Annotated in this window: 22 protein-coding genes and 4 tRNA genes; 14 read left to right on the top strand and 12 right to left on the bottom strand. The window is 72.6% G+C overall.

Annotation, left to right across the window (positions count from 1 at the left end; all coding sequences use genetic code 11):
• The 3 genes from ACF09E_RS29245 to ACF09E_RS29255 all read left to right on the top strand — a co-directional run bounded on the left by ACF09E_RS29245 (position 1) and on the right by ACF09E_RS29255 (position 5007).
• Positions 1–2169 carry a hypothetical protein gene (locus ACF09E_RS29245; RefSeq protein WP_392208378.1) on the top strand — a complete coding sequence of 723 codons (2169 nt, stop codon included), beginning with the start codon at positions 1–3 and terminating at the stop codon, positions 2167–2169.
• A 328-nt stretch (positions 2170–2497) separates the two neighbouring features.
• Positions 2498–3958 (top strand): N,N-dimethylformamidase beta subunit family domain-containing protein, encoded by a 1461-nt coding sequence (locus tag ACF09E_RS29250; RefSeq protein WP_392208380.1) that lies wholly within the window; start codon positions 2498–2500, stop codon positions 3956–3958.
• 140 nt (positions 3959–4098) lie between these two features.
• Positions 4099–5007, top strand: coding sequence for a phosphoribosylaminoimidazolesuccinocarboxamide synthase (locus tag ACF09E_RS29255; protein WP_392208382.1), 909 nt, complete (start codon positions 4099–4101; stop codon positions 5005–5007).
• An 87-nt stretch (positions 5008–5094) separates the two neighbouring features.
• On the opposite strand, the gene ACF09E_RS29260 is transcribed toward ACF09E_RS29255, so the two are convergent.
• The 8 genes from ACF09E_RS29260 to ACF09E_RS29295 all read right to left on the bottom strand — a co-directional run bounded on the left by ACF09E_RS29260 (position 5095) and on the right by ACF09E_RS29295 (position 10166).
• Positions 5095–5170 (bottom strand) — tRNA-Gly (locus ACF09E_RS29260).
• 22 nt (positions 5171–5192) lie between these two features.
• Positions 5193–5885, bottom strand: a complete 693-nt coding sequence (locus ACF09E_RS29265) for a response regulator (RefSeq protein ID WP_392208384.1) — start codon at positions 5883–5885, stop codon at positions 5193–5195.
• Complete coding sequence (locus tag ACF09E_RS29270; protein ID WP_392208386.1) at positions 5882–7294, bottom strand: sensor histidine kinase; 1413 nt, start codon at positions 7292–7294, stop codon at positions 5882–5884. Before ACF09E_RS29270 ends, ACF09E_RS29265 begins: the two co-directional genes overlap by 4 nt.
• Before the next feature lie 49 nt (positions 7295–7343).
• Complete coding sequence (locus tag ACF09E_RS29275) at positions 7344–8162, bottom strand: ABC transporter permease (RefSeq protein ID WP_392208388.1); 819 nt, start codon at positions 8160–8162, stop codon at positions 7344–7346.
• The gene (locus ACF09E_RS29280) at positions 8159–9172 is read right to left on the bottom strand and encodes an ABC transporter ATP-binding protein (RefSeq protein WP_392208390.1); all 1014 of its coding nucleotides are present in this window, start codon (positions 9170–9172) and stop codon (positions 8159–8161) included. The genes ACF09E_RS29275 and ACF09E_RS29280 overlap by 4 nt, the downstream gene beginning before the upstream one ends.
• 134 nt (positions 9173–9306) lie before the next feature.
• Positions 9307–9382 (bottom strand) — tRNA-Gly (locus ACF09E_RS29285).
• Positions 9383–9462: 80 nt separating this feature from the next.
• Positions 9463–9534, bottom strand: a tRNA-Gly gene (locus ACF09E_RS29290).
• Positions 9535–9824: 290 nt separating this feature from the next.
• Positions 9825–10166, bottom strand: a complete 342-nt coding sequence (locus ACF09E_RS29295; protein WP_361856411.1) for an Lsr2 family protein — start codon at positions 10164–10166, stop codon at positions 9825–9827.
• A gap of 366 nt (positions 10167–10532) precedes the next feature.
• On the opposite strand from ACF09E_RS29295, the gene purS reads away from it, so the two are divergent.
• The 9 genes from purS (at position 10533) to purM (ending at position 20057) form a co-directional block, all read left to right on the top strand.
• A complete protein-coding gene (purS, locus tag ACF09E_RS29300) occupies positions 10533–10778 on the top strand; it encodes a phosphoribosylformylglycinamidine synthase subunit PurS (protein ID WP_017240564.1) in 246 nt (81 codons plus the stop codon).
• Positions 10775–11455: a phosphoribosylformylglycinamidine synthase subunit PurQ gene (gene purQ / locus ACF09E_RS29305; RefSeq protein ID WP_030209636.1), complete on the top strand. Its 681-nt coding sequence runs from the start codon at positions 10775–10777 to the stop codon at positions 11453–11455. The genes purS and purQ overlap by 4 nt, the downstream gene beginning before the upstream one ends.
• Positions 11455–13704, top strand: coding sequence for a phosphoribosylformylglycinamidine synthase subunit PurL (purL, locus tag ACF09E_RS29310; protein WP_388801093.1), 2250 nt, complete (start codon positions 11455–11457; stop codon positions 13702–13704). The genes purQ and purL overlap by 1 nt, the downstream gene beginning before the upstream one ends.
• Positions 13705–13805: 101 nt before the next feature.
• Positions 13806–14348: an ArsR/SmtB family transcription factor gene (locus ACF09E_RS29315; protein WP_392208392.1), complete on the top strand. Its 543-nt coding sequence runs from the start codon at positions 13806–13808 to the stop codon at positions 14346–14348.
• A 66-nt stretch (positions 14349–14414) separates the two neighbouring features.
• Positions 14415–15245 carry a M23 family metallopeptidase gene (locus tag ACF09E_RS29320; protein ID WP_392208394.1) on the top strand — a complete coding sequence of 277 codons (831 nt, stop codon included), beginning with the start codon at positions 14415–14417 and terminating at the stop codon, positions 15243–15245.
• Positions 15246–15405: 160 nt separating this feature from the next.
• Positions 15406–16194 carry a sterol carrier family protein gene (locus tag ACF09E_RS29325; protein ID WP_392208396.1) on the top strand — a complete coding sequence of 263 codons (789 nt, stop codon included), beginning with the start codon at positions 15406–15408 and terminating at the stop codon, positions 16192–16194.
• Between the two features lie 86 nt (positions 16195–16280).
• Positions 16281–17174: an META domain-containing protein gene (locus tag ACF09E_RS29330; RefSeq protein WP_392208398.1), complete on the top strand. Its 894-nt coding sequence runs from the start codon at positions 16281–16283 to the stop codon at positions 17172–17174.
• 218 nt (positions 17175–17392) lie between these two features.
• The gene (purF, locus tag ACF09E_RS29335) at positions 17393–18919 is read left to right on the top strand and encodes an amidophosphoribosyltransferase (protein ID WP_361859556.1); all 1527 of its coding nucleotides are present in this window, start codon (positions 17393–17395) and stop codon (positions 18917–18919) included.
• 52 nt (positions 18920–18971) lie between these two features.
• Positions 18972–20057 carry a phosphoribosylformylglycinamidine cyclo-ligase gene (gene purM, locus ACF09E_RS29340; protein ID WP_392208400.1) on the top strand — a complete coding sequence of 362 codons (1086 nt, stop codon included), beginning with the start codon at positions 18972–18974 and terminating at the stop codon, positions 20055–20057.
• Between the two features lie 142 nt (positions 20058–20199).
• Here purM and ACF09E_RS29345 read toward each other — a convergent pair whose 3' ends face one another.
• Together ACF09E_RS29345 and ACF09E_RS29350 are read right to left on the bottom strand one after the other, a co-directional pair.
• Positions 20200–20454: a DUF3073 domain-containing protein gene (locus ACF09E_RS29345; protein WP_392208402.1), complete on the bottom strand. Its 255-nt coding sequence runs from the start codon at positions 20452–20454 to the stop codon at positions 20200–20202.
• A gap of 321 nt (positions 20455–20775) precedes the next feature.
• Positions 20776–21867 carry a Leu/Phe/Val dehydrogenase gene (locus ACF09E_RS29350; RefSeq protein WP_392208404.1) on the bottom strand — a complete coding sequence of 364 codons (1092 nt, stop codon included), beginning with the start codon at positions 21865–21867 and terminating at the stop codon, positions 20776–20778.
• A gap of 155 nt (positions 21868–22022) precedes the next feature.
• On the opposite strand from ACF09E_RS29350, the gene ACF09E_RS29355 reads away from it, so the two are divergent.
• Entirely contained in the window at positions 22023–22886 is an 864-nt protein-coding gene (locus tag ACF09E_RS29355) for a hypothetical protein (protein WP_392208406.1), read from the top strand.
• Between the two features lie 603 nt (positions 22887–23489).
• Positions 23490–23696 (top strand): developmental transcriptional regulator BldC, encoded by a 207-nt coding sequence (gene bldC, locus ACF09E_RS29360; protein WP_003949541.1) that lies wholly within the window; start codon positions 23490–23492, stop codon positions 23694–23696.
• A gap of 341 nt (positions 23697–24037) precedes the next feature.
• On the opposite strand, the gene ACF09E_RS29365 is transcribed toward bldC, so the two are convergent.
• Complete coding sequence (locus tag ACF09E_RS29365; RefSeq protein WP_392208468.1) at positions 24038–24478, bottom strand: DUF6274 family protein; 441 nt, start codon at positions 24476–24478, stop codon at positions 24038–24040.
• Positions 24479–24504: 26 nt separating this feature from the next.
• Positions 24505–24578 (bottom strand) — tRNA-Asp (locus tag ACF09E_RS29370).
• Positions 24579–24626: the final 48 nt, after the last annotated feature.

Consider the following 24626-nt stretch of genomic DNA (forward strand, 5'->3'; position numbering starts at 1 on the left):
ATGAACGGCGTGACCGGTACCGGCTCCGTTGTCGGCGAGGAGTGGGGAGCGCGCGCCGCGCGCTCCCGGGCCCTCGCCGTCCTCCGGGTCCGCGGCAGGGCGCTGGGCCTCGCGGTCCTGCCCGCCGCCGTGGCCGTCGTCCTGTACGCGGGCGGGGCCACCGGCCACTTCACCGGCTCCGGCTGGGACGCGGCCCGCTGGGTGGTGACCGTCCTCGCGGTCGTCGTCCTCCTCGCGGCCACCGCCGTGGCCCTCGTCGTCGCGCGGGCCCGCCCGGCCGCCACGCCGACGGTGGAGCTCTCCGAGACCGCCGCGCCCGACCTCTACCGGCTCGTCCGCGACCTGGCCGACCGGCTCGACGTCCCGGCGCCGGCGGCGATAGCCCTGACCCCGGACTGCGACAGCTGGCTGGAGGACCGCACGCACCGGGCCCACCGCGCGCTGCGCACCCCGAGCGGTGACGGGGACGGCGAGGGCGCCCCCGTCCTCGTCATAGGCTCCCCCTTCCTGTGGTGGATGCGGGTCGGCGAGCTGCGGGCGGTCCTCGCCCCCGTCGTCGCCGGCACCGGCCCCGCCGCGCACCCGGACATAGCCGCGGCCCGCCGGTTCGTCCGCGGCCTCGACGCCGCCGTGGCCGTGCCCACGACACCCGGTCTCGACCCGGTCCGCCGACTCGGCGCGCACGGCGTCGGCCGGATCGCCCGGGTCCTCCTGCTCGCCTGTCGCGGGCACGCCGCCGAGATGGAGCGCGGGGTCGCCGCCGCCGGCTCGGAGCGCGCCCAGGCCGTGGACTACGGGGTGCGGATCGTCGCCCAGGAGCAGGTCGGCCTGGCGTACGCGGGCTGGGACCGGCTCCTGACCCGGGTCGCACTGCCCGCCTGGCGGATGGGCCGCTGGCCCGCCAAGCTCGACGCCGGCGTGGTCTCCGCCCTGACCGAGCTCTCCCGCCGCGACCGGCTCGCGGACGGCTTCTCCTCCCGGCTCGGCGAGCGGCCCGCCTGCGACCTCCTGGAGGAGCCCGGCGCCGTCGACGAGGCCGCCTCGCTGCTCGCCGCCCGTCTCTTCCACGGCGGCCCGGCCGCACCCGGCCCCGACTGGTCCCCGGTGGAGTGGAGCCAGTATCCGGAGGAGGTCGTGGACCGGAAGTGGCGTACCGACGCGGCGAGGCTGCACCAGGTCCTCGACGGCCTCGGCCGGGCGGACTCGGACGCCGCGGGCGCGGGCGGCCGGGGAGTGGCCGAGGGCCCGACCCTGACCCGGGTGATCGCCCACCTCGCCACGGAACCCGCGAAGCCGGCCGACGCGGCCCCCGACGGCACGAGCCCCGAGGCACGCCCGCTCGCCCCCGGCCGCACCCCCGTCGGCACTCCCGACGGCACACCCTCCGACGCCCCGGCGCGCACCGTCGCCGCCGCCGACACCGACGCCCCCGTCCGCTCGGCGGCCCCGGGAGCCACCCTCGCCACGGGAGCCGCCCTCGCACCGGAGGTCGATGCCGAGCAGGCCGTACCGCGGGAGGCCGTACGGGGAGAGGCCGCACCGCGAGAGGCCGCCCGCGCTCTCGACGCGGCCCCCGCCCCCGACGCGGTCTCCGACCCCGACGCCGACAACGCCGTCGCCGTAACCGACGCCGATCTCGACCTGGCCGGGGACCTCGATCCGGACGCGGACCTCGACGGGGACGACGAGGTCTTCGAGGACGACGAGGTTTTCAACCCCGCCGCCGAAGCCCTCGCCGGGGCGCTCAGCGCGCTCCTGGCGCGCGAGGAGGCGGCCCGCGAGGCGCGGGTGGCCGCGACGGCCCTGTCGGCGGAGGCGGCGGCCCGTGGCGCCGAGAAGGCCGACCGGCACCCCGGCGCCGCACTCCCCGCCGCGGTCAGCGGCCCGGACGGCCCGCTGCCGCTCTTCCCGCTCCAGCCGCCCCGCTCGGGCCGCGACCTGCTCGCCGACCACGTCACCGCGATGGTCTGCTGCGCGGCCGTGGACACCGCCGAGGCGGCCCCGGGACTCGACTGGCTCGACGGCCCGGCGCTCCTCGTCGGCGGCGAGCGGGCGGTGGACCTCGGTCCCCGGGTGCTCGCGCTCGTCGAGGACGGCGACCCGGAGCCGCTGCGGGCCTGGCTGGCCCGGACCGGGGTGCGCCCCGAGAAGCCCGTACGGCTGGTCTGAGGCCTCCGGGGAGCCCGGGGGGCGGCCCCGGCGCGGCACCGGAGCGATCGCGTTTCGGAGCCCCGGCTTCCACTCTCGCCAATTCACGACGAACGGTGACGGAGTGCGTGCGTTATGTGATGTGCTGGAGACCGCCACTGACAGAGGCACGAACCAGAGGCCACGGCCAGGTGTCCGAAAACGGGCGCCCGGTGCGCGGCCCGAACCGAGGTCCCGACCGAGGACCTCCAGCAGGCACCCCACCAGGCGCCTGGACCAGAGGCACGAGCCGGCGCGAGCACACGGGCACTGACCAGCCGACCCGGGGGAGTCGAGGGAGGGGCGCAGCATGGGGGCGGATCAGATCAGGCGGTGGGAGTCGGGTGCGCTGGCGCACGCCGTCACGGATCCCTTCGGCCAGGGCCCGCTGCCCTGGCTGCGCGGTTCCGAGAACTACTTCGACGACACCGGGCAGATGGTCCCCTGGTACGCGGACGAGATCCTGGCCCGCGGCGGCAGCGGCGGCCCGCGCACGGCCGACGACGTCCGCCGCCAGATCAAGGGGTTCGCCTCCGACGGGGCCGTGGCGCCCGGGGAGTCGATCGACTTCCACGTCACGGTGGACCCGCCGCAGCAGTTCTCGGTGGACATCTACCGGATCGGCCACTACGGCGGCGACGGCGCCGCGAAGATCACCACGAGCCCGCGGCTCTCCGGGATCGTCCAGCCGGCGCCGCTGACCGCCGACCGCACGGTCTCCTGCCACCACTGGTGGCAGTCCTGGCGGCTGCAGGTGCCGTCCTACTGGTCGATCGGCGCGTACGTCGCCGTGCTCACCACCGCCGACGGCTACCGCTCGCACATCCCGTTCACGGTCCGCGAGGACCATCCGGCCGATCTGCTGCTGGTCCTCCCGGACGTGACGTGGCAGGCGTACAACCTCTATCCGGAGGACGGGCACACGGGCGCCAGCCTCTACCACGCGTGGGACGAGGAGGGCCGGCTGCTCGGCGAGCAGGACGCGGCCGTCACCGTCTCCTTCGACCGGCCGTACGCGGGCGCGGGACTGCCGCTCCACGTCGGACACGCGTACGACTTCATCCGCTGGGCCGAGCGCTACGGGTACGACCTGGCGTACGCCGAGACCCGCGACCTGCACGCGGGCCGGGTCGATCCGGGCCGGTACCGGGGGCTGGTCTTCCCGGGGCACGACGAGTACTGGTCGGTGCCGATGCGCAGGACCGTCGAGCAGGCCCGAGACCACGGCACGTCGCTGGTCTTCCTCTCCGCCAACACCATGTACTGGCAGGTGGAGCTGGGCCCCTCGCCGTCCGGGGTGCCGGACCGGCTCCTGACCTGCCGCAAGCGCCGCGGCCCGGGCCGCCCCGCGCTCTGGCGCGAGGTCGACCGCCCCGAGCAGCAGCTCCTCGGCATCCAGTACGCGGGCCGGGTGCCCGAACCGCACCCGCTGGTCGTGCGGAACGCCGATCACTGGCTCTGGGACGCGACCGGCGCCGGGGACGGCGACGAGCTCCCCGGCCTGGTCGCCGGCGAGGCCGACCGCTACTTCCCGCGTACGGCGCTGCCCGAGCACGAGGGCCGCATGCTGCTCGCCCACTCGCCGTACCGCGACGGCGAGGGGGCGCTGCGGCACCAGGAGACGAGTCTGTACCGCGCGCCGTCGGGCGCCTGGGTCTTCGCCTCGGGCACCTTCGCCTGGTCCCCGGCGCTCGACCGGCCAGGCCACGTCGACGCCCGCGTGCAGCGCGCCACCGCGAACCTCCTCGACCGGATCTGCAAGAGGGACTGAGCGGGCCCGCGAGCGACCGGGCGGTGGCCTGGGCGGGACCCGGTGCGACTGAGCGGGGGGTCACACGGCCCGGCGGCCGGGGCCGCCCGGATGTGCGAGAGAATCGGACACGCTCCTGGATCAACCTACGCGGAGGAACCGTGTCCGGATTCGTAGAAAAGCCCGAGCCCGTCCAGGTCCCGGGCCTCACCCATCTCCACACGGGCAAGGTGCGCGACCTGTACCGGAACGAGGACGGGAACCTCGTGATGGTGGCGAGCGACCGCATGTCCGCGTACGACTGGGTGCTGCCCACCGAGATCCCCGACAAGGGCCGGGTCCTCACCCGGCTCTCGCTCTGGTGGTTCGACCGGCTCTCCGACCTCGTCCCGCACCACGTGATCTCGACCGAGGTGCCGGCCGGCGCCCCCGCCGACTGGGCGGGCCGCACCACGGTCTGCACGTCGCTGGACATGGTCCCGGTCGAGTGCGTCGCCCGCGGCTACCTCACCGGCTCCGGCCTCCTGGAGTACGCCGAGTCCCGCACGGTCTGCGGCCTCGCGCTGCCCGAGGGCCTCGCCGACGGATCCGAGCTGCCCGCCCCGATCTTCACTCCGGCCACCAAGGCCGCGGTGGGCGACCACGACGAGAACGTGTCGTACGAGGAGGTCGTCCGCCAGGTCGGCGCCGAGACGGCCGCGATGCTGCGCCGGACGACCCTCGACGTGTACGGCCGGGCCCGGGACATCGCCCGCGAGCGCGGGATCATCCTCGCGGACACCAAGTTCGAGTTCGGCTTCGACGGAGGGACCCTCGTCCTCGGCGACGAGGTCCTCACCCCGGACTCCTCCCGCTTCTGGCCCGCGGACCAGTGGGAGCCGGGCCGCGCCCAGCCGTCGTACGACAAGCAGTTCGTCCGGGACTGGCTGACCTCGCCGGCGTCCGGCTGGGACCGCAGGAGCGAGCAGCCCCCGCCGCCGCTCCCGCAGGAGATCGTGGACGCGACGCGCGCCAAGTACCTGGAGGCGTACGAGCTGCTGACCGGCGAGCCCTGGTCCGACAGCTTCTGAGGCCGCCCCGGCCCCCGGCACGTGTACCGGGGGCCGGGCCGCGGGACACGAGAAAGCCCCCGGTCGATTCGACCGGGGGCTTCTCCGTGGAGCGGACGACGAGATTCGAACTCGCGACCCTCACCTTGGCAAGGTGATGCTCTACCAACTGAGCTACGTCCGCATGCGCCGTAGCGCGGAGCCAACTATACCCAACCTTTCGCCTGCGCGAGCCGCACCGCCGTATGACGGTTCTCCGCACCGAGTTTGGCGGCGGCGGAGGAGAGGTAGTTGCGGACGGTCCCGGGGGAGAGCGAGGCGCGACGGGCGATCTCCGCGACGGGGGCGCCGTCGGCGGAGAGTTCGAGCACCTCGGCCTCCCGCGCGGTCAGCGGGGAGTCTCCCGAGGCGATGGCGTCGGCCGCCAACTCCGGGTCCACGTAACGGTTTCCCGCGTGCACGGTACGGATGATCTCGGCGAGGCGCCGGGCGCTGACGGTCTTGGGGACGAAGCCGCGGACGCCGGCGGAGAGAGCCCGCTTGAGGTGTCCGGGACGGCCGTGGCCGGTCACGATCATGGTGCGGCAGTCGGGCAGTTCGTCCCGCAGGGCTGTGGCGACCCTCACACCGTCCGCTCCCGGCATCTGCAGATCGAGCACGGCGACGTCGGGCCGATGGGCGCGGGCCATGGCGAGCGCCTCGGGTCCGGTGGCGGCCTCGGCGACGACGACGAGGTCGTCCTCCAGGCCGAGCAGCGCGGCCACCGCTCCGCGGATCAGATGCTCGTCGTCGGCGAGCAGCACGCGCACCCGCGGGGGCACGGGCCCGGTGGCGTCCCCGGGGCCGTCCGCCCCGCGCTCCTCGGGCAGGGGTACGGGTCCCCGCTCGGCCGCGGTCATTGCCGCACCTCCGCCCGGGCCACGGGAATCCGGGCCGTCACGAGGAACGTGCCGCCGGCGCCCGGTCCGGCGTCGAGTGTCCCGCCGACCGCCGCGAGCCGTTCCCGCAGCCCGACGAGCCCGGTCCCGGCACCCGCGCCCGTACCCGAGTCCGGACCCGCACCCGTACCCGAGTCCGGACCCGCACCCGCACCCGCGCCCGTACCCGAGTCCGCACCCGCGCCCGTACCCGAGTCCGGACCCGGACCCGCACCCGCGCCCGTACCCGCGCCCGCACCCGAGTCCCCGCCCGTACCGGTTTCCGTCACCGTCTCCCCTTCCGTTCCGTCCCCCGTCCGCGCCCCGTCGTTCTCCACCGTCAGCAGCACCGCGCCGCCCTCCTCCCGCACCGCGATGGCGCAGCGCCGCGCGTCCCCGTGCCGCAGGACGTTCGTCGTGGTCTCCCGGACCACCCAGCCCAGCGCCGCCCGGACCTCGGCGGGCAGGTCGAGCGCGGGCCCGGGGGAGTCGACGGCGCAGTCGATCCCCGCGGCGTCGAGCACGCCCCGCGCGCCCTCCAGCTCGACCCGCAGATCCGCCTCGCGGTAGCCGCGCACGACATCGCGCACCTCGCGCTGGGACTCCCGCGCGATGCGCTGCACCTCGATCATCTGGTCGACGGCCTCGGGGCGTTCGCGGCGCGCGAGCTGGACGGCGAGTTCGCTCTTGAGGGCGATCACGGACAGGTTCCTGCCGAGGATGTCGTGCAGGTCGCGCCCGAAGCGCAGCCGTTCCTCGGCGACCGCGAGCCGGGCCTGGACGTCGCGGGCCTCGCGCAGCTCGAAGACGACGCCGAGCACCCAGAGGGAGAGGCGGACGGTGACGGCGAGCCAGCCGGTGAGGAAGACGACGGTGACGACGGCAGCCAGGCTCCGTCCCGGGCTCAGGCCGGTGAGCGGTACGAGGAGCAGGAGCACCCCGGCGAGCAGGAGCTGGTGGAGGGCGACGAACCGGAGGCGGTGGAGCAGGCAGTGCCCGGCGAGGAAGGGCACGAGGGCCGCGGCGAGCATGCCGGGCAGCAGTTCGGCCAGGTCGGTGGCGGCCGCCGCGAGGAGCACGGCCCCGGTGGTGGCCGCGGCCGCGCCGGCCGCGGGCAGCACGTCCCGCGGCGGGAGGACGGTCCCGGGCCTGAGGTAGGCGTCCATGGCGCGGCGCAGCAGGCGGTGGCAGAGGACGCCGTTGGCGAGGTCGAGCAGCGGGGCGACGACGACCAGGAGGAGCGGGGCCTCGTGGCGGATCGGGCGGATCAGGAGCAGGAGGCCGAGGACGAGGACCGCGGCCCAGAGCAGCATGTAGGCGGTGACGCGGGTGTAGAGGTCGACCTTGGACAGGCCGCTCCGGCCGCTCCAGCTCTTCACGGGCCGTTTCACGGGCGCGGGTCCGTCCTCTCGTCCTCGGTCGGTACTCGGTGGCGGTGTCTCAGCGCCGGGGCTCCCAGCGGAACCACCGCTGGACAGCAAACACCGAGAGGGCGATCCAGGCCACCGTGGTCGCGGTCGCGCCGAGCAGGTCGCCGGTGTCCGCGCCGCCGGTCCAGCCGGCCCGTACGAGCGTCATCATCCCGGTCACCGGCAGCAGTTCGCAGGCGGCCGCGATGCCGTCGGGAAGCATGCGGAGAGGGACGAAGAGTCCGGAGCCGAGGGAGGAGACCAGGACCAGCGGCAGCGCGGTGAGCTGGGCGCTCTCGGGGGTGCGGGTGACGGCGGAGGTGGCGGCGGCGAGGCAGGTGAGCAGCACGAGGCCGAGGAGCACGCCGGCGAGGAGCAGTCCGGGAGCGGCGGGTGCGGGGAGGCCGAGGGCGGCGGTCCCGCCGGCGGTGAGGACGGCGCTCTGGACGAGGGCGAGCACGGCGGCCGGCAGCGCGATGCCGGTGAGGATCTCGGGGTCGGTCGGTTCGCCGGTGCGCAGCCGCTTGAGGACGAGGGTCTCGCGGCGGGCGGCGAAGGCGGCGACGAGGTTGCTGTAGACGCCGATGAGGAGGGCCATGCCGACGGCGCCGCTGACGGCGACCTCGGCGATGCTCGTGCCGGCCTTGCCGAGGTCGACGCTCTCCAGGGAGCTGCGGACCGCTCCCACGGTGAGGAGGGGGACGAGGAGGGCGCCGAAGAGGGCGGTGCGGTTGCGGACGAGCAGGGTGAGCTCGGCCCGTCCGAGCGCGCCGAGCCGTCCGAGGGCGACGAGCCGTCCGGGGGCGGGCCGGGCCGGGGTGGTCGTACGGGTCTGGGCGGGGGAGCTCATCGGGCGGTCTCCGGTTCCGGGGTGGGGGCGTCCGTCACGGTCTCCGCGGCGGCGGCGATGTCGAGGAAGGCCTCTTCGAGGGAGGCGGAGCGGGCGTCGAGCCCGTCGAGCCGTACGCCCTCCTCCTGTGCCCAGCGGAGGAGCGCGGCGAGGTCGTCCTGGAGCGACGTGGTGCGGATCTCGACCCGTCCCGCGTCCTCGGCGGCCCGCAGGCGCAGGGGGAGCCGGCCGGCGGGGACGCCGGCGGGGAGGGTGAAGCGGATGCGGGCCGGCCGGGCGGCGGTGACCTGGGCGGGGGTGCCGGAGAGCACGATCCGGCCGCGGTGCATGATCGCGAGCCGGTCGGCGAGGGTCTCGGCCTCCTCCAGGTAGTGGGTGGTGAGCAGGACGGTGGTGCCGGCGTCGCGGAGGGCGCGGACGAGTTCCCAGGTGTCGCGGCGTCCCTCGGCGTCGAGGCCGGTGGTGGGTTCGTCGAGGAAGAGGACCTCGGGCCGGCCCAGGAGGGCGAGGGCGAGGTCGAGCCGGCGTCGTTCGCCGCCGGACAGCTGCTTGACCCGTACGCCCTCGCGGCCGCTGAGGCCGGTGGCGCCGAGTGCTTCGGCGGCGGGGCGGGCGTGGGTGGTGCAGCCCGCCCACATCCGTACGGTCTCGGCCACGGTCAGTTCGGGGGGAAAGCCGCCTTCCTGGAGCATCACGCCGATCCGGGGGCGGACGGCGGCCCGTTCACGGTGGGGGTCGTGGCCGAGGACGCGGGCGGTGCCGGCGCTCGGGGCGGCGAGGCCTTCGAGGAGTTCGACGGTGGAGGTCTTCCCGGCTCCGTTCGTGCCGAGGAGGGCGAAGATCTCGCCGCGCCGGACGCTGAAGGAGATGCCGCGGACGGCCTCGAAGCCGCCGGAGTAGCCGCGGCGGAGTCCTTCCGCCTCGATCGCGGGCCCGTCGTGGACAGAGGAGGTCGTGGTGATCGCGGGGTTCGCGGAGTGTGGGCCGGTCGCGGGTGTCGCGTTGCTCATGTGTCCAGGTTTCCGGCGGCGCGGGCCGTCCGGCAGTGCGCGCTGTCACGACCCGCTTCTGACAAATGTCATGGGGGCGGGGGACAGTGGGGACACGACGAAGGCCCCGGTTCGATGAACCGGGGCCTTCGATCTGGAGCGGACGACGAGATTCGAACTCGCGACCCTCACCTTGGCAAGGTGATGCTCTACCAACTGAGCCACGTCCGCATTGCTGCCGCTCAGCTCTCACTGGGCGGTGCGAGCACCACTCTACCCGATGCACCGGAGTGCTCGGTCTTGCGATGCAGAGCGGGTGACAGGAATTGCACACTGCGCCTTCCCCCTGGAAGGGGGCTGTTCTGCTACTGAACTACACCCGCACGCTGCGTGGGGTTCGGCTTTTCGACCTTGCCCCTCGGCGTGTTCCAGACTCTAGCGGATCATCGGGGGGGCAATGCAAATCGGTTCCGCCCGGCCGCGTCGGCGGGGCGGCCGGGCCGCCGGCCGGCGCCCCGGCCCGCGGCCGTCCCCCGCGGTCCGTGCCGCGAGTCGAGCCGCCGCCGTCCCCCTGCGATCCGCGCCACGGTCCACGCAACGGTCCACGCCCCGGTCCGTCGTTGCCGGTCCCGCGGCTCGGCCCGGAGGCTCGGTCCCGCGGCCGCCCCGCTGCTCAGCTCGCGGCGCGGAAGGCCTCGTAGACCCGCTTGGGGATCCGGCCGCGGGCCGGCACCTCCATCTTGTTGGACTGCGCCCAGGCGCGGACCGCCGCCGGGTCGGGGGCCAGGGAGGTGCGCGTGTACGACTCCAGGGAGGCGCTCCGGCCGGTCACGGCCTTCGCCGGCAGCTTGCGGCCGGCGGCGAGGTACGGGGCGAGTGCCTTGCGGAGTTTCTTTGCATTGGCAGCATTCAGGTCGATCTCGTACATCTTCCCGTCGAGGCCGAACGCGACCGTTTCAGCCGCTTCTCCGCCGTCCATGTCGTCGGAGATTGTGACCACCACACGCTGAGCCACGGATATCGGTCCTTTCCTGCGGCCGGTGCCGCAGTGGGGGCGCTTGTGGCGCCCCTGACGTGCGGCGATGCCGACCTTACGGCTGTGCCGCGACAATGCTGATTCTTTCTTGATTCCTTTGTACAGCGGCAGGCGTCGCATTGTGAAGCCCCGGCAATTGTTTCAGCGTGTCCCGGTGGATTCGGGGCCGCGATATTTCACTGGAATTTTGCGTGGGCGGGCTCGGTCGGGGGTGGGGGTCGCGATCCCTGGCGGAGTACCGTCGTGGCCTGGCTTTTGTAGGATCCTTCAGATCTCTACCCGCGTAGAATTTGGAGACAGGTACGCTGAGGGAACCGCCCACGCAACACACCACCGGGAGTGCCAGTGGCACGCGTCGTAGTCGACGTCATGCTCAAGCCGGAGATCCTCGACCCTCAGGGGCAGGCGGTGCAGCGTGCACTGCCCCGCCTGGGATTCGCCGGAATCGCCGACGTCCGTCAGGGGAAGCGTTTCGAGCTGGAGGTGGAGGGTCCGGTCGACGACGCCGCCCTCGCCCGCATCCATGAGATGGCCGAGACCTTCCTTGCCAACACCGTGATCGAAGACTTCATCGTGAAGGTGGAGTCGTGACCGCACGCATCGGCGTCGTCACGTTCCCCGGAACGCTCGACGACCAGGACGCGCTGCGTGCCGCCCGCCTCGCGGGCGCCGAGCCCGTATCGCTCTGGCACCGCGACAAGGACCTCAAGCAGGTCGACGCCGTGGTGCTGGCCGGCGGTTTCTCCTACGGCGACTACCTGCGGGCCGGAGCCATCTCCCGCTTCTCGCCGGTGATGGAGACGATCATCGAGCAGGCGAAGGCGGGCATGCCCGTCCTCGGCATCTGCAACGGCTTCCAGATCCTCACCGAGGCGCACCTGCTGCCGGGCGCGATGCTGCGCAACAACCACCTCCACTTCATCTGCCGCGACCAGAAGCTGCGGGTGGAGAACGCGGAGACCGCCTGGACCTCGGACTACACCGCGGGCCAGGAGATCGAGGTCCCGCTCAAGAACATGGACGGCCGGTACGTCGCCGACGAGCGCGTGCTCGACGAGCTGGAGGCCGAGGGGCGGGTCGCCTTCCGCTACCTCGACGTCAACCCCAACGGCTCGCTGCGCGACATCGCGGGCATCACCAACGCCGCGGGCAACGTGGTCGGCCTCATGCCGCACCCCGAGCACGCCGTCGAGCCGCTCATCGGCACGGGCAAGACGGACGGCCTCGGTTTCTTCACCTCGATCCTCAAGAAGCTGGTCAACGCCTGATGAGCCTCGACACCGTCAAGCACGCGAGCGAGACGCCGGACAGCGAGCAGCCCTGGAAGGAGCTCGGCCTCAAGGAGGACGAGTACGCGCGCATCCGCGAGATCCTGGGCCGCCGTCCCACCGGCGCCGAGCTCGCCATGTACTCCGTCATGTGGTCCGAGCACTGCTCCTACAAGAGCAGCAAGGTCCACCTGAAGCAGTTCGGCGAGAAGGTCCCGGAGAACGACGCCATGCTCGTCGGCATCGGCGAGAACGCCGGCGTCGTCGACGTGGGCCAGGGGTACGCGGTCACCTTCAAGGTCGAGTCGCACAACCACCCCTCGTACATCGAGCCCTACCAGGGTGCGGCCACCGGCGTCGGCGGCATCGTCCGCGACATCCTCGCCATGGGCGCCCGCCCGGTCGCGGTCGTCGACCCGCTGCGCTTCGGCGCGGCCGACCACCCCGACACCAAGCGCGTGCTGCCCGGTGTCGTCGCCGGCATCGGCGGCTACGGCAACTGCCTGGGCCTGCCGAACATCGGCGGCGAGGTCGTCTTCGACTCCTGCTACCAGGGCAACCCGCTGGTCAACGCCGGCTGCATCGGCGTGATGAAGCACGAGGACATCCACCTCGCCAAGGCCTCCGGCCCGGGCAACAAGGTGATCCTGTACGGCGCCCGCACCGGCGGCGACGGCATCGGCGGCGTCTCGGTCCTCGCGTCCGAGACCTTCGACGACACGAAGCCCGCCAAGCGGCCCGCCGTCCAGGTCGGCGACCCCTTCCAGGAGAAGCTCCTCATCGAGTGCACCCTGGAGATCTTCAAGGAGAAGCTGGTCGCGGGCATCCAGGACCTCGGCGGCGCCGGGCTCTCCTGCGCCACGTCCGAGCTGGCCTCCGCGGGCTCCGGCGGCATGCGGGTCGACCTCGAGAAGGTCCACCTGCGCGACGCGACGCTCTCGCCCGAGGAGATCCTCATGAGCGAGTCGCAGGAGCGCATGTGCGCGATCGTCGAGCCCGAGCACGTCGACCGCTTCCTGGAGATCTGCGAGAAGTGGGACGTCATCGCGGTCGTCATCGGTGAGGTGACCGAGGGCGAGCGCCTGGAGATCTTCTGGCACGGCGAGCAGATCGTCGACGTGCCGCCGCGGACGGTCGCCCACGAGGGCCCGGTCTACCACCGGCCGTTCGCCCGCCCGGAGTGGCAGGACGCGCTCCAGGCCGACGACGCCGGCAGGCTGCCCCGGCCGCAGACCGGCGAGGAGCTGAAGGACCAGGTCCTCAAGCTGGTCTCGTCGCCGAACCAGGCGTCGAAGTCCTGGATCACGGACCAGTACGACCGGTTCGTGCAGGGCAACACCGTCCTGGCGCAGCCCGAGGACGCGGGCATGGTCCGCATCGACGAGGAGACCAACCTCGGCGTGGCCATGGCGACCGACGGCAACGGCCGGTACGCCAAGCTCGACCCGTACACGGGCGCGCAGCTCGCGCTGGCGGAGGCGTACCGCAATGTCGCCGCCTCCGGTGCGAAGCCGCTCGCCATCTCGGACTGCCTGAACTTCGGTTCGCCCGAGGACCCGGCCGTGATGTGGCAGTTCGCCGAGGCCACCCGTGGTCTCGCGGACGGCTGCCTCCAGCTCGGCACCCCGGTGACCGGCGGCAACGTCTCCCTGTACAACCAGACGGGCGAGACCGCGATCCACCCGACGCCGGTCGTGGCCGTGCTCGGTGTGATCGACGACGTGAACCGCCGTACGCCGATCGCCTTCGCGGAAGAGGGCCAGCTCCTCTACCTGCTCGGCGACACGCGTGAGGAGTTCGGCGGCTCGGCCTGGTCCGAGGTCGTCCACCAGCACCTCGGCGGTCTGCCGCCGGCGGTGGACCTCGACCGGGAGAAGCTGCTCGGCGAGATCCTGATCTCGGCCTCGCGCGACGGCATGATCGACGCGGCGCACGACCTGTCGGACGGCGGCCTCGTGCAGGCGGTCGTCGAGTCCTGCCTGCGCGGCGGGAACGGCGCGCGCCTGGTCGTCCCGGAGGGTCTGGACGCCTTCACGTTCCTCTTCAGCGAGTCGGCGGGCCGCGCGGTCGTCGCCGTCCCGCGCAGCGAGGAGCTCCGCTTCACCGACATGTGCGGTGCGCGGGGTCTGCCGGCGGCGCGGATCGGTGTCGTCGACGGCGACGCGGTCGACGTCCAGGGCGAGTTCGCGCTCTCCCTGGAGGAGCTGCGGTCGGCGCACGAGGCGACGATCCCGGGCCTGCTGGCCTGATACGGAGCACCGGGAAGCCCCTGTCCGGACCTGAGCGGTCCGGGCGGGGGCTTTCCCTTTCCCACTTGCGAGGAATTACGTAATTACGTAATCTCGGAACCATGGAGCTCGAAGAGCGGGTCGTCGCGCTGGAACGGCGCCTCACGGCCCTGGAGAACACGGCGGGCCCCGCCGACTCCGGGGCCCGGGCCGCGGGCCGCCCCGGGCCCGAGGCCGCCGACGACCCGCTGTGGGCCCTGGAGAGCCTGAAGGCTCAGCTCGCGGCGGACCCGGGGGAGCGGACCGAGGACGGCGCGGTCGTCTACACGGGCGCGGTCACGCTGCCCACCCTCGAGCGGTACGAGTGGCAGTTCGGCGCCTTCACCGGGGAGCTGTTCGAGGAGGACTGGGGGGACGCCGCCGAGTCCTTCGCCGCGCTCGGCCATCCCGTACGGCTCCGGCTGCTGCGGGAGGTCCTCGGCGGCCGGCGCACGGCCGCCGAGCTGGCGGAGCTCGCGGAGGTCGGCACGACCGGCCAGATCTACCACCACCTGCGCCAACTGACCGGCGCGGGCTGGCTCAAGACCGTGGGCCGCGGCCGCTACGAGGTTCCGGGTGCCCGGGTCGTCCCGCTCCTGGTGCTCCTCACCGCGGCCCGTCCCTGACCGCGGGCGCGATCCGCCACCCGGGTCCGCCGCGATCCGTCACCACGATTCTCAGGGGGAATCCGGATGTCCGCGCGCAAACCGCTGATGGTGCTCCACCGCCTGCTCTGGCTGGCGTTCGTCGTCCAGGCGGCCCTCTCGTTCGCGGTCGACCTGCCGTACCCGTACTGGGTGGGCTGGCTGCCCGTGGTCGCCGCGACGGCCCTCGGCCTCGGCCTCTCCCGGACCGCCCGGAGCCGGGCCATGGCCACGCCCCGCGCCGCGGTCGAGGTGGCCCCGCCGGTCACCGGCCGCTGGTCGGCGCTGAACAGCCCGGCGGACCGGACGCCCAGCCACGGCACCCACCAGCTGGGCCAGACGTACGCGATCGACGTCACCCGGGAGGACGGGACGAAGCCGCGCCCGGGCTTCGCCTGGCTGTGGCCGGTGGTCCGGCGGAGCGAGGACTTCCCGGCCTTCGGGGCGCCGCTGCTCGCCGTGGCGGACGGGACCGTCGTGCACGCCGAGGACGGCCAGCGCGACCACCTCAGCCGCAACTCGCTGCCCGGTGTCCTCTACCTCCTGCTGATCGAGGCCGGTGCGCGGAGCATCGGCGGATCCCGGCGGATCACCGGCAACCACCTCGTCCTCGACCTCGGCGACGGGACGTACGCGATGTACGCGCATCTGCGGCGCGGCTCCCTGGCCGTCGGCGTCGGCGACCGGGTCGCGGCCGGCCGGGAACTCGCCCGCTGCGGGAACTCCGGCAACTCCACCGAGCCGCACGTGCACTTCCAGCTGATGGACGGACCGGACCCGGAGACCGCGAGCGGGGTGCCGTTCACCTGGCGCGGTGTCGGCGTGCCGGCGAACGGCGAGACGTTCGAGGTGCCGCACGCGACGGGCTACCCGGCCTGACGCGCCCCGACGGCCTCCCTGTGTCCTCTGCTCCACGCCTCGAAGCCCCGGCGGATCAGGGCGGCGTCAGGGTGTCCGGCCCTCGCTCATCGGACCCTCTCGGGCGAGTGGGTGCGCTGCCGCGGCCCTCCCCCTCCGGTCTCCGACTACCCTCGCCCCCATGCCACCGGCCAAGAAGCGCGCGCGCCGCTACGACTCCGCCAAGACCAGGGCGGCCGTGCTCGCCCAGTTCGCCCACGTACGCGAGGCGGTCGAAGGGCTCACCCCCGAGCAGCTCGACGGGCCGACCCGGCTGGGGGAGTGGACCGTACGGGACCTGGCGGCGCATCTGACGGTGGCGCTCTCCTCCCTGGCCCGGCGGCTCGCGGAGCCGGAGCCGGCCCGGCGGGAGCTGGCCCTGCTCGACTGGCCCGCGGCCACGGCGTCGGCGGCGGCGCGCATCGACGAGGACGCCCGGGCGGTCGACACTGCCGATCTGCCGGCGCTGTTCGCGGAGGCGGCGGAGCGGTACGAGGCGGCGCTCGCGGGCGTGCCCGACGAGCGGCTGGTGGCGACCCGGTTCGGCGCGATGACGGTCGGGGACTTCCTGGTGACCCGGACCGTGGAGCTCGTGGTGCACACGGACGACCTGAACGCGGCGACCGGCGCCGGCGTCCCCCAGGACCGGCAGGCCCTCGCCGCCTGCACCCGGCTGCTCGCCGACGCCCTGGCCGCGAAGGCCCCGGGCGGGGCGGTCGAGGTGAGGATCCCGCCCTTCGCGGTGGTGCAGTGCGTCGAGGGTCCCCGGCACACCCGGGGCACCCCGCCCAACGTGGTGGAGACCGACCCGCTGACCTGGATCCGCCTGGCGACCGGACGGGCGGAGTGGGCGACGGAGCTGGCCTCGGCCCGCGTCGGCGCGAGCGGCGAGCGGGCCGACCTGAAGGACCTCCTGCCCCTGATGGGCTGAGGTTCCCGTACGGGACGTCCGGGGCCGGCGGCACCGCTCCCGGAACCCGAGCGGAACCGACTTCCGCCGCGGCCCGTCCCACCCCCATGCAGACGCAGACGACGCGCACCCTCGCATCCGCCGCATCCGCCGCCGCCCTGGCCCTCTTCCTCGCCGCCTGCGGCACGGAGGGGGGAAGCTCGGGATCCGGTCCCGGCTCCGGATCCGACTCCCTCGCACCCGACCTGGTCGTCGCCGGCACCCACTGGACGATCGGCGCCGTCACGGTCGACGGCCGCAGGTCCGCCGCCCCCGACGGGGCCCGTGTCGAGTTCGGCACGGACGGCCGTGCCGGCGGGAACAGCGGCTGCAACAGCTTCGGCGCGACCGTGGACGTGAAGGGGGACACCCTGACCGTCTCCCCGAAGGAGATCACAAAGATCGGCTGCCCCGAGGACCTGGCGCGCTTCGAGAAGGACCTGGTCAAGGCCTTCGACGGGCAGCTCAAGGGCCGGCAGAAGGGCGAGACCCTCACCCTGGCCTCGGCCGACGGCCGCAACGCCCTGGAGCTGACCGCGGAGACGGCCCTCCCGCTCCGCGGCACCACCTGGAAGATCGACGGGCTGGTCTCCGGGGGCACCGCGTCCTCGCTGACCCCGGGCACCGGGGGCAAGGCCCGGCTCGTCATCGGCGCCGACGGCAAGGTCTCCGGCAACCTCGGCTGCAACGACTTCGGCGCCTCCGCCCGCGTCGAGGGGAAGAAGCTCATGATCGAGGGACCCGCGGCGACGACCCGGATGATGTGCACCGGCACACAGATGCAGCTGGAGACGCAGCTGTACGAGATCCTCGACGGCCCGCTGACCTACCGCCTGGACCACCGGAAGCTGACGCTCACCGACGCCCGCGGCGAGGGCCTGACCGCGACGGCCGCCCCCACTGGCGGAACCTCCGAGAGGACGGGCGGAACGGACGGCCAGGACCAGCCGGCCGCCGGGTGAACGACGCTCTCCGGGGTGCCCTCCGTCACATCGCCGCCGGCCTGCGGGCCTGGTACGCGCGTCCGCTCGGAGGGCACCCGGGGCGGGAATCCCTTACCCCGCCTGCCTTGTAGGCCCCTCCACACCCGAGACGATCTTTTCGTGCGATCACACGAGCGACGCGGTCCCCGCATTTCCTCAATTCGGACCAGTGGTCGACCCCGTCTACACTCGGGAACGTGCCACGTGGTGACGGTCGACTCAATCACGACCTGCTCCCCGGCGAGAAAGGCCCCCAGGACGCGTGTGGCGTCTTCGGTGTCTGGGCTCCGGGTGAAGAGGTCGCAAAGCTCACGTACTTCGGGCTCTACGCCCTCCAGCATCGGGGCCAGGAATCCGCGGGTATCGCGGTCAGCAACGGCTCCCAGATCCTCGTCTTCAAGGACATGGGCCTCGTGTCCCAGGTCTTCGACGAGACCTCTCTCGGTTCCCTCCAAGGTCATATCGCGGTCGGTCACGCCCGCTACTCGACCACCGGGGCCTCCGTGTGGGAGAACGCGCAGCCGACGTTCAGGGCGACCGCCCACGGCTCGATCGCGCTCGGCCACAACGGCAACCTGGTGAACACGGCGCAGCTCGCCGAGATGGTCGCGGACCTGCCCAAGAAGGAAGGCCGCAGCACCCGGGTGGCGGCCACCAACGACACCGACCTCCTGACGGCGCTCCTCGCCGCGCAGGTCGACGAGGACGGCGAGCCGCTCACCATCGAGCAGGCCGCCGCGAAGATCCTCCCCGACGTCCGGGGTGCCTTCTCCCTCGTCTTCATGGACGAGCACACGCTCTACGCGGCCCGCGACCCGCAGGGCATCCGCCCGCTGGTCCTCGGCCGCCTGGAGCGCGGCTGGGTGGTCGCCTCGGAGTCCGCCGCCCTCGACATCTGCGGCGCCAGCTACGTCCGCGAGGTCGAGCCGGGCGAGCTGATCGCGATCGACGAGAACGGCATCCGTACCTCGCGATTCGCGGAAGCGAAGCCCAAGGGCTGTGTCTTCGAGTACGTGTACCTCGCGCGCCCCGACACCGACATCGCCGGCCGGAACGTGTACCTCTCCCGCGTGGAGATGGGCCGCCGCCTGGCGAAGGAGTCGCCCGTCGAGGCCGACCTGGTGATAGCGACTCCGGAATCCGGCACCCCGGCGGCCATCGGCTACGCCGAGGCCTCCGGCATCCCCTTCGGCGCGGGCCTGGTGAAGAACGCCTACGTCGGGCGCACCTTCATCCAGCCCTCCCAGACCATCCGCCAGCTCGGCATCCGGCTGAAGCTGAACCCGCTCAGGGACGTCATCAAGGGCAAGCGCCTGGTGGTCGTCGACGACTCGATCGTCCGCGGCAACACCCAGCGCGCCCTGGTCAAGATGCTCCGCGAGGCCGGCGCGGCCGAGATCCACATCCGGATCTCCTCGCCGCCGGTGAAGTGGCCCTGCTTCTTCGGCATCGACTTCGCCACCCGCGCGGAGCTGATCGCCAACGGCATGTCGATCGAGGAGATCGGCAAGTCGCTGGGGGCGGACTCGCTCTCGTACATCTCGATCGACGGGATGATCGAGGCGACGACGATCCAGAAGCCGAACCTCTGCCGTGCCTGCTTCGACGGCGAGTACCCGATGGAGCTGCCGGACCCCGAGCTGCTCGGCAAGCAGCTCCTGGAGACCGAGCTGGCCGCCGGCCCGGCCGCCACGGCGGCCTCCGACGCCCTGCGTCGCCCGTAAGACCCCGCTGCAGCCGCCGTGCGAGCAGTCACGACACGAAAGTTCTGAACCCATGTCTCAGACCCCCAGTGCCGCAGGCGGCGCCAGCTACGCGTCCGCGGGCGTCGACATCGAAGCGGGCGACCGCGCCGTCGAGCTGATGAAGGAGTGGGTGAAGAAGACGCAGCGCCCGGAGGTCGCGGGCCTCGGCGGCCTGGGCGGCTTCGCCGGCCTCTTCGACGCCTCCGCCCTCAAGCGCTACGAGCGTCCGCTGCTCGCCTCCGCCACCGACGGCGTCGGGACGAAGGTCGACATCGCCCGCCAGCTGGGCGTGTACGACACGATCGGCCACGACCTGGTCGCGATGGTCATGGACGACATCGTCGTCTGCGGCGCCGAGCCGCTCTTCATGACGGACTACATCTGCGTCGGCAAGGTCCACCCGGAGCGCGTCGCCGCCATCGTGAAGGGCATCGCCGAGGGCTGCGTCCTGGCGGGCTGCTCCCTCGTCGGCGGCGAGACGGCGGAGCACCCGGGCCTCCTCGGCCCGGACGACTTCGACGTCGCCGGCGCCGGCACGGGCGTCGTGGAGCACGACCGGCTGCTCGGCGCCGACCGCATCCGTTCGGGTGACGCGGTCATCGCCATGGCCTCGTCCGGTCTTCACTCCAACGGGTACTCGCTCGTCCGGCACGTGGTCTTCGACCGCGCGGGCATGACCCTCGACCAGCGGGTCGACGAGCTGGGCCGCACGCTCGGCGAGGAGCTCCTGGAGCCCACGAAGATCTACTCGCTGGACTGTCTGGCCCTCACCCGGACCACGGACGTCCACGCGTTCAGCCACATCACGGGCGGCGGTCTCGCGGCCAACCTGGCCCGGGTGATCCCGGACGGGCTGCACGCCACCGTCGACCGCTCCACCTGGGCGCCGGGCGCGATCTTCGACCTGGTCGGCACGGCCGGCCGGGTGGAGCGCCTGGAGCTGGAGAAGACCCTGAACATGGGCGTCGGCATGGTGGCGGTCGTGCCGGCCGACTCCGTGGACGCGGCCCTGACGACGCTGGCGGACCGGGGCGTCGAGTCCTGGGTCGCGGGCGAGATCACCGAGCGCGGCGACCGCGCGACGGGCGCGGAGCTGGTCGGGGACTACGCGAAGTAGGACCGCGGCGATACGGGTGCGGGGCGTCCCCCAGGGGGCGCCCCGCACGCGTGCCCGGGGTCCGGGCCTCGCCCGCACGCGGACAGCACAGAAACCCGGCCGGGTGATCCCGGACCGGGTTTCTGCGATGCGATTCAGAAGGTCAAGCGCGACGCGGGGACGCACTCGGACCGGACTCGTCGTCCTCGTCCCCGTCGTCCTCGTTATAGAGATCCGCGTACTGGGCGTACGGGTCGTCTTCCTCGTCGTCGTCCTCGAACGGCTCGCCATTCGGCGGCTGGTTCGAAGTCGAAGCGCCCAGCTCATTGGCCAGACGCGTCAGGTCTGTCCCGCCGCTGCTGTACTTCAGCTGGCGGGCGACCTTGGTCTGCTTGGCCTTTGCCCGGCCGCGCCCCATGGCTCGACCCCCTCGGTGACGGGGCTCGATGGCCCCAGAGTCTTGACACGCGTTCATGATTCGGAACGGGCTCTCGACAGAGAGACCGGTCCGTAGGGCTTCAACGGTACCTGTTTCCGCGGGTCTACGGTACGCCGCGCGCATCACATACCCCGGTACAGAACCATCGAGGCGCCCTTTCCTCGCTGGTCAGTCGCGATTTTAACCTCTTCTCGAGGGCCGACCCGCCGAGGGGCGTGAGCGAAGTCTCCCCGTGGGCGCCCCGCGGGCCCCCACGGACACCCCACGGCCGCCCCGTCGGCGGGTCGGCCCCCGGCGCGGCTAGGCGCGGCGGGCGTCGGCCATCCGCTGCTCGGCGATCCGGTCGGACGCGGCGGCCGGCGGGATCCCGTCGGCCTTCGCACGTGCGAAGATCTCGAGGGTGGTGTCGAAGATCTTCGTGGCCTTGGCCTTGCAGCGGTCGAAGTCGAAGCCGTGCAGCTCGTCGGCGACCTGGATCACTCCGCCGGCGTTGACCACGTAGTCGGGCGCGTAGAGGATTCCGCGCTCCACGAGGTCCTTCTCGATGCCCGGGTGGGCGAGCTGGTTGTTCGCCGCGCCGCAGACCACGCTCGCGGTGATGAAGGGGACGGTCTCCTCGTTGAGGGCGCCGCCGAGCGCGCAGGGCGCGTAGATGTCGAGGCCCTCGACGCGGATGAGCGCGTCGGTGTCGGCGACGACGGCGACCTGCGGGTGCTTGTCGGTGATCCGGCGGACCGACTCCTCGCGCACGTCGGTGATCACGACCTCGGCGCCGTCCTCCAGGAGGTGCTCGACGAGGTAGTGGCCGACCTTGCCGACGCCCGCGACGCCGACCTTGCGGCCGCGCAGCGTCGGGTCGCCCCAGAGGGTCTGCGCGGAGGCGCGCATGCCCTGGAAGACGCCGAAGGCGGTGAGGACGGAGGAGTCGCCGGCGCCGCCGTTCTCGGGGGAGCGGCCGGTGGTCCACCGGTTCTCGCGGGCGACCACGTCCATGTCGGCGACGTAGGTGCCGACGTCGCAGGCCGTGACGTACCGGCCGCCGAGGGAGGCGACGAAGCGGCCGTAGGCGAGGAGGAGCTCCTCCGACTTGATCTTCTCGGGGTCGCCGATGATGACGGCCTTGCCGCCGCCGTGGTCCAGGCCGGCCATGGCGTTCTTGTACGACATGCCCCGGGCCAGGTTGAGGGCGTCGGCGACGGCCGCGGCCTCGGTGGCGTACGGGTAGAAGCGGGTCCCGCCGAGGGCGGGGCCCAGGGCGGTGGAGTGGAGGGCGATGACGGCCTTGAGGCCGGTGGCGCGGTCCTGACAGAGCACGACTTGCTCGTGGCCACCCTGCTGCGAGTGGAACAGGGTGTGCAGTACGTCAGCAGGAACGCCGGTCACATCGGTCACGGTGGTGACTCCCAAGTACGAAGCGGCGGTTGCGGACCTCCCTGCGGGTGGGGGAGGACCAGTTCGGCACGAGGGTAAGTCCTACCTGGGCGTAGATCGGCGGCAGTGCTCAGGATCACCCCCTCCCGGAGTACCTCCGTGGAAGGATTCGCGACATGTCGGTCGCCTCCTCGGTCCTCATCCCCTACGCGTCCTATCTCCGGGTGTACGAGCCGCTGGCCGCGTTCCCCGAGCCCGAGCGGACCCACTGGACCCGCTACGCGGGCCGGGCGCGCACCCCGGGGGCGCAGGAGGAGCTGCGGCGCGCGCTGGCCGACCTGCTGCCGACGCCACCGGTCCCGGTGCCGGTCCACGAGAGCGGGGAGGCCTTCGTCGCACGGCTGGACGGGGTGGTGGTGATCTGCCCCTGGCGGACCAGGCTGCGCGGCTGGCTGGCCCTCCAGGAGCTGGTGGGCCAGTTCCCGGAGCCCGTGCTCGACGCGATGCTGCCGCCGGTGGTGCGCCTGCAGGTGGAGAGCGACTACGAGCGGTGGCTGAGCAGGAACCCGGACGCGCGTCCGTGGATCCGTACGGCGGTCTGGCACGTCCCGCTGCGCTGGTTCGCGCTCTTCGGGGACGAGGACCGGGAGTACGAGCCGGGGAAGCGGCCGTCCGGCGAGGACGGGCCGGGGAGGGCGCCGGTGCTGCGCTACCGGACGACGATGGCGCAGGCGCGCCGCCGCCTCGCGCGGGCGCTGCGGGCGCTGCGGGAGTCGATCGACGAGGGGCCCATGACGGAGGGCCTGGTCGAGGTGGGGCGCTGGCTGGAGGAGTTCCATCCGCGGGCGCTGGTGGAGCTGGACTTCGGGGGCCTGGTGCACGCGGTCCCGGAGGAGTGGCTGGCGGAGGACCGGTCGGCGGCGGAGATGGCGGAGGGGATCGCGGCCCTGCGCGCCGGCGACGGGGAGCGGGCGGGTGCGGCGTACGGGCGGCTCGCGGAGCGCTGGCGGAAGGTGCGGGATCTTCGCTTCGCGAACTGACATCAGTCGGGCATCTTCGTCAGGTCGGTATCGACAAGACATGTCCGACGGGTGTAAATGATCTTCAGGGCTGTCCGGATACCGCCTGCCCGGTTTTGTATGCCGGGGGAGCTCCGGGCGGCGCCGGGGGGCTCCGGGTCCTTCGGCACCCGCCGGGCGGGGACGTTGGTCCCGATCCGGGCCTTTGGCTCAAGCGTGACGGACAGCACGTAACGCACCCTTGCGCCCATCGCCCACCCTCGTGCCAAAATAGGACAAGGAGTCCGGGGAGGGTTCCTTCCGTCCATCTATGGGCGGAACGCTCAGCATTGCACTCTATGGGGGGTCTGAGGACTCCTGATCGCTCTGTGACTGATCGTCACAGTGGCGTGACTGTCCGTTATGGCATGGTCCATCGACTTCCGCCGCTGATGAACACCTGCGAGGGCAATTCCATCGGTTTGGCCGACGTGGCTGGACGGATGGTGTAGTTGTAGTGCCGAGGACAAGCCGTTCGTCCTATAACCGACTCGGCCCGCTTCTGCCATTTCGGGCAACGCGGGTCAAGGTGCAGAATTTAGAGGAAAGAACCGAGAAGGTTCGGTTCTCCCGAGGAGGCCGCTCATGACCGCTCGCACCCCTGATGCCGAGCCGCTGCTGACCCCTGCCGAGGTTGCCACGATGTTCCGTGTGGACCCGAAGACGGTGACCCGTTGGGCGAAGGCCGGAAAGCTCACGTCCATCCGCACCCTGGGTGGGCACCGCCGGTACCGCGAAGCTGAGGTTCGCGCGCTGCTGGCGGGCATTCCGCAGCAGCGCAGCGAGGCCTGAGGTCGCGCAAACACCCCGTAGTACCCAGCAGTACCCCGTAACACCGGGCCCGTCCGGATCCCCCAATCCGGTCGCCCACACCTAGCTCTGCCGACGGATTCCTGCCCCAACAGGCCTTCGTCAACGATCGCGCTGGACTTCGCCGGGTCTGGCGCGATCTTCTTTTGTGCCCGGCGCCACTCCGCGAGGGATGGTGCAATTGCACGCATTAAATCGCGCCTGTGTAGGGAGGGTGTAAGTGAAGCGGTTTCTGAAACTGCTTCAGTGACTCCCGTCACACTGGCCGACTCTTGCCAAAGAACAGCCTGCCACTTCCGGGAACGGCCTCGACCCGCCGTTGGTCATGGGTCGGTGGGACCTTCGTCCCCGCCGTCGCCGACCGGCCCCCCGGTATCCCCCGCCGGCCCCCGGTACCTCACCGGTCGCTCTCCCGGCTCTCCCGCCGTCCGTCCCGGCCCCGCGGGCGGCCCTCCCGGCCCCGCGGGCCTCTCGGCCCCCTCCGGCCCCTCGGGAGCGTCCTGGCCGTCCTGTGGCCCCTCGGGCTCCGGGAGCTCCATGGCGAGCCGCAGGAGGCGGTGGCAGACGACGCAGTGGCGGGTCAGGTGTCCGTACCGCGACGCGGCCGCCAGATGGGCGCGCAGCAGTGCTCTCGTCTCGTGCCGTGCTGCGGACGCCGCGGCCATGCGCGACCACCTCCGGTGTGGGCCCCCGATTCCCTGATGTCCGGGGTACCGGCGGGCTCCTGGCCCCGTCAAGCACCGGGACACAACGAAGGCCCGCATCTCGCGATGCGGGCCTTCGTGAAAAGCGACTCTGACGGGACTTGAACCCGCGACCTCCACCTTGACAGGGTGGCGAGCTAACCAACTGCTCCACAGAGCCTTGCTCGCAGCCCCTCGTAAGCGGCTGCGAGCAAGACTGTACAGCAGG

The organism is Streptomyces sp. NPDC014891 (genome assembly GCF_043081085.1).
In the GTDB taxonomy this organism is placed as follows: domain Bacteria; phylum Actinomycetota; class Actinomycetes; order Streptomycetales; family Streptomycetaceae; genus Streptomyces.